Here is a 2,730-nt window from a genome sequence, read left to right on the forward strand (position 1 = left end):
GGGACGGCTCTCCCCGCACATCGTACACCGAGAGCATGACCGGGCCTTGTGCTGTGACGAAGGTCGCTTCCCGGCCATCACCTGTCATTCGCCGGCGTACCCCCGCGGACGCTCAAATGGCCGTTCGGGAGTCGGCAACGGACGTTACTCGTCAGCCAATCTTCGAGAACGAGCAGTCTCAGGCTCTAGATAATATGGCCGGAACTGGGGCCGCTTCTGGTTAGTCGCCCCGATTCGTCAGAATGCCCGCCGACCCAATGAAATACGGTCATGCTTGGTAGGCGAGCGGAAATCGCTCGCAATGATCTGGAAACATATCATGCATGAAAAAAGTAACCACGTAGCGGTCAAAGGCTTTCGGCTCCAGATCGCGCAATCGTTGCTTAAAATCGTCGACGGACGGGTGAGGTGGGTTAAATACCCGCTTGGCCATCTCCAGCATTCGATTCGCGCGCTCGTCGAGCCGCTGTGGCGTGCAATGCTCCTGCTTGTAAGCTGCCCAACCCTTTTCAAACAGCGCTTGGGCAGTGGTACGCCAGAAGGACCCTTTCTGAGTGATTGCATCGTCCATTGCTTCTACCGCAGACTTCGGAGACTTTGTCTTCAGTAGAGTTGAATACAGCGCTCGATATGGCACCACCAATTCATCAGGGAACATGTCCCGAGTTGGACCAATAAGACCCCAAAATGGAGCTCTATCTCCCATTGTAGTGACCTTGGCAAGCGCGCCACCAACACAAGCAGCCACCGCGATCATAAGGTTGAGGCCGGTAGCAACATTCAGTTCGGTTAATGGAACCTTAAGATCAGGCCAATCTAACAATGACCCATCTGCAAAGGCAAAGCCATCATAATCTCCGTGACATTCAATGTGGATCATCGGGATAGCCGCCCCTGCGGCGACTTCATCTCTACACGTTGACAAAAACTTAAGAAAATTATCTGCCGATTCTACGCGCTCATATTCAATGAGAGGTGCAGGGGAATAGGCATCAGCTACGTTTCTCAAATCATCGAATAGTCGCTTTGCCGTATTGAAATCCCGTTTTGGGATAGAGTCAATAATTATAATTCGACTGAATCGGTTGTTATCCATTTTTCTCAGTGACAGACAGTGAAGGACGCCCTCAAGTCTACCTCCAAAATGAGGATCTTTCCGGTGGCCACGCAGGTTCCGCGAGAAGATTTTCCGATGTGCGTCCGGCGACTTAGATGAGAGCCCGAGGCGCGGTCTGCTGGTCAGCAATCCGGTGAGACCGAAACCAGTTTAGCTGGTGTAGCCGAGGGAATCATTCAACGACCAGCATGAGGGGGCAAGGCGCTGCGCCCGCCGTCGCCATATGCGCTGCATCGCCAGACTGTGCGGTGCTTTTTGATCGACGAGTGGCTGGCGTCCCGGCATGAACGAATGGCGTTAGTCTTTTAGAAGGGACGTTGCACTCGCGGAGATCGGAATGACGGCAACGGGTCGGGTACCGCCTGACACTAGAAATCTCGGAAAGAGCCGCACCTCCTTCAGTGCGCGGGAGCAAGGCTGACATCGCGCAATCGCGATCAACTGCTTCTGCTGGGACTGAAAACCCAAACACGTCAACTTTCCATAACGGTAGGGTGATCGTCGCACTATCTTGAAGACTAGCAATCCCGCGAGGAGGCAAGGATGCGGCGCCTTATTGGTCTTCTGTTATCCGTCTTGCTTGTCGCACAGCTCGGCAGTTGCGTGACCGACGTGAACGATGACAGCACGGCGCGCGTTCGTGTGCTTCACGTTTCTCCGGATGCACCGAACCTTGATGTTCTCTTCGACGGCGCGCGAGTACTCTCGAACGTTCCATATTCGGCGGCTTCCGCTTACCTGGTCTTCTCCACAGGTACGCACCGGATCACATTCAACGTGACCGGTACGGCGACGACGCTAATCGACATATCGCAGAATCTGGCGAACGCGGCAGCCTACACAATCATCGCGGCGAACTTCGCGGCCAGCATCCAGGGACTGACTGTCACGGATCAGACCGTGGCGCCGCCGGCAGGACAGGCGGCCGTACGTGTGATCCATATGGCCCCTGATGCCGGGCCCGTCGATGTGCTGCTCAACGGCAAGGTGGCGTTCGCCAACATGCTCTTCGGAGCGAATAGTGGCTATCTGAACCTGGCGACCGGTACGTATGACGTCAAGGTCAATGTTGCGGGGACGTCGACGACAGTCATCCAGACGACATTGACCGCCAATGCCGCAGTCAACTACAGCGCGGTCGCGATTGGATCCACTCGGACTGCGGCAACAAATCCCCTGGCACTCAAAGTCCTGACGGATGGCTAAAAGAATACCTGCCTCCGATCGGTCGGAAATTTCCCCCCACTGTGAACGTGGACTCCATCATCATTCGAAATATGGGGCAACCCGGTCACGCATGCCGCGAGGCTGCGACCGTCTCTGACCGGCCAGTTTCCGACACTCGCCCGGCGTACGCGCGTGAACACTCGAACGGCCGCTCCGCACTTGGCAACGGACTTCCAACATCAGCAGAATGAACCGAACACGGTTGAGGGAGGCTCACTGCACTCGCGGCGATCACGTTGAGCCGCGATGGGAGTTCATTGAGACTAATGCGCTCCCACCAGGTCAAACTCGGCTCGGATACTACAGTGTTGTAGGAAACCGGAGTTAGCTGGACTACAGACCAGTTTGCTGGACTGGAAATCCGGAATTAGCTGGAACTGGCGTGC

The 2,730-nt window shown here is 55.6% G+C and carries 2 protein-coding genes; one reads left to right on the forward strand and one right to left on the reverse strand.

All coding sequences use genetic code 11. The features are described from left to right. Nucleotides 1–268: 268 nt before the first annotated feature. On the reverse strand, nt 269–1,096 hold the full coding sequence (locus tag AC1Q7H_RS39680) for a hypothetical protein (RefSeq protein ID WP_492382504.1): 828 nt from the start codon (nt 1,094–1,096) through the stop codon (nt 269–271). A gap of 564 nt (nt 1,097–1,660) precedes the next feature. Between AC1Q7H_RS39680 and AC1Q7H_RS39685 the strand changes: the two genes are divergently transcribed. Beyond that, complete coding sequence (locus tag AC1Q7H_RS39685) at nt 1,661–2,323, forward strand: DUF4397 domain-containing protein (RefSeq protein WP_492382505.1); 663 nt, start codon at nt 1,661–1,663, stop codon at nt 2,321–2,323. Nucleotides 2,324–2,730 lie beyond the last annotated feature (407 nt).

This window comes from Cupriavidus sp. GW823-FHT06D04 (assembly GCF_058795055.1).

What these genes read in the sequence shown, in the direction of transcription:
- AC1Q7H_RS39680 (WP_492382504.1), bottom strand. Translation starts at nt 1,096, where the DNA reads ATGGATAACAACCGATTCAGTCGAATTATAATTATTGACTCTATCCCA.
- AC1Q7H_RS39685 (WP_492382505.1), top strand. Translation starts at nt 1,661, where the DNA reads ATGCGGCGCCTTATTGGTCTTCTGTTATCCGTCTTGCTTGTCGCACAG.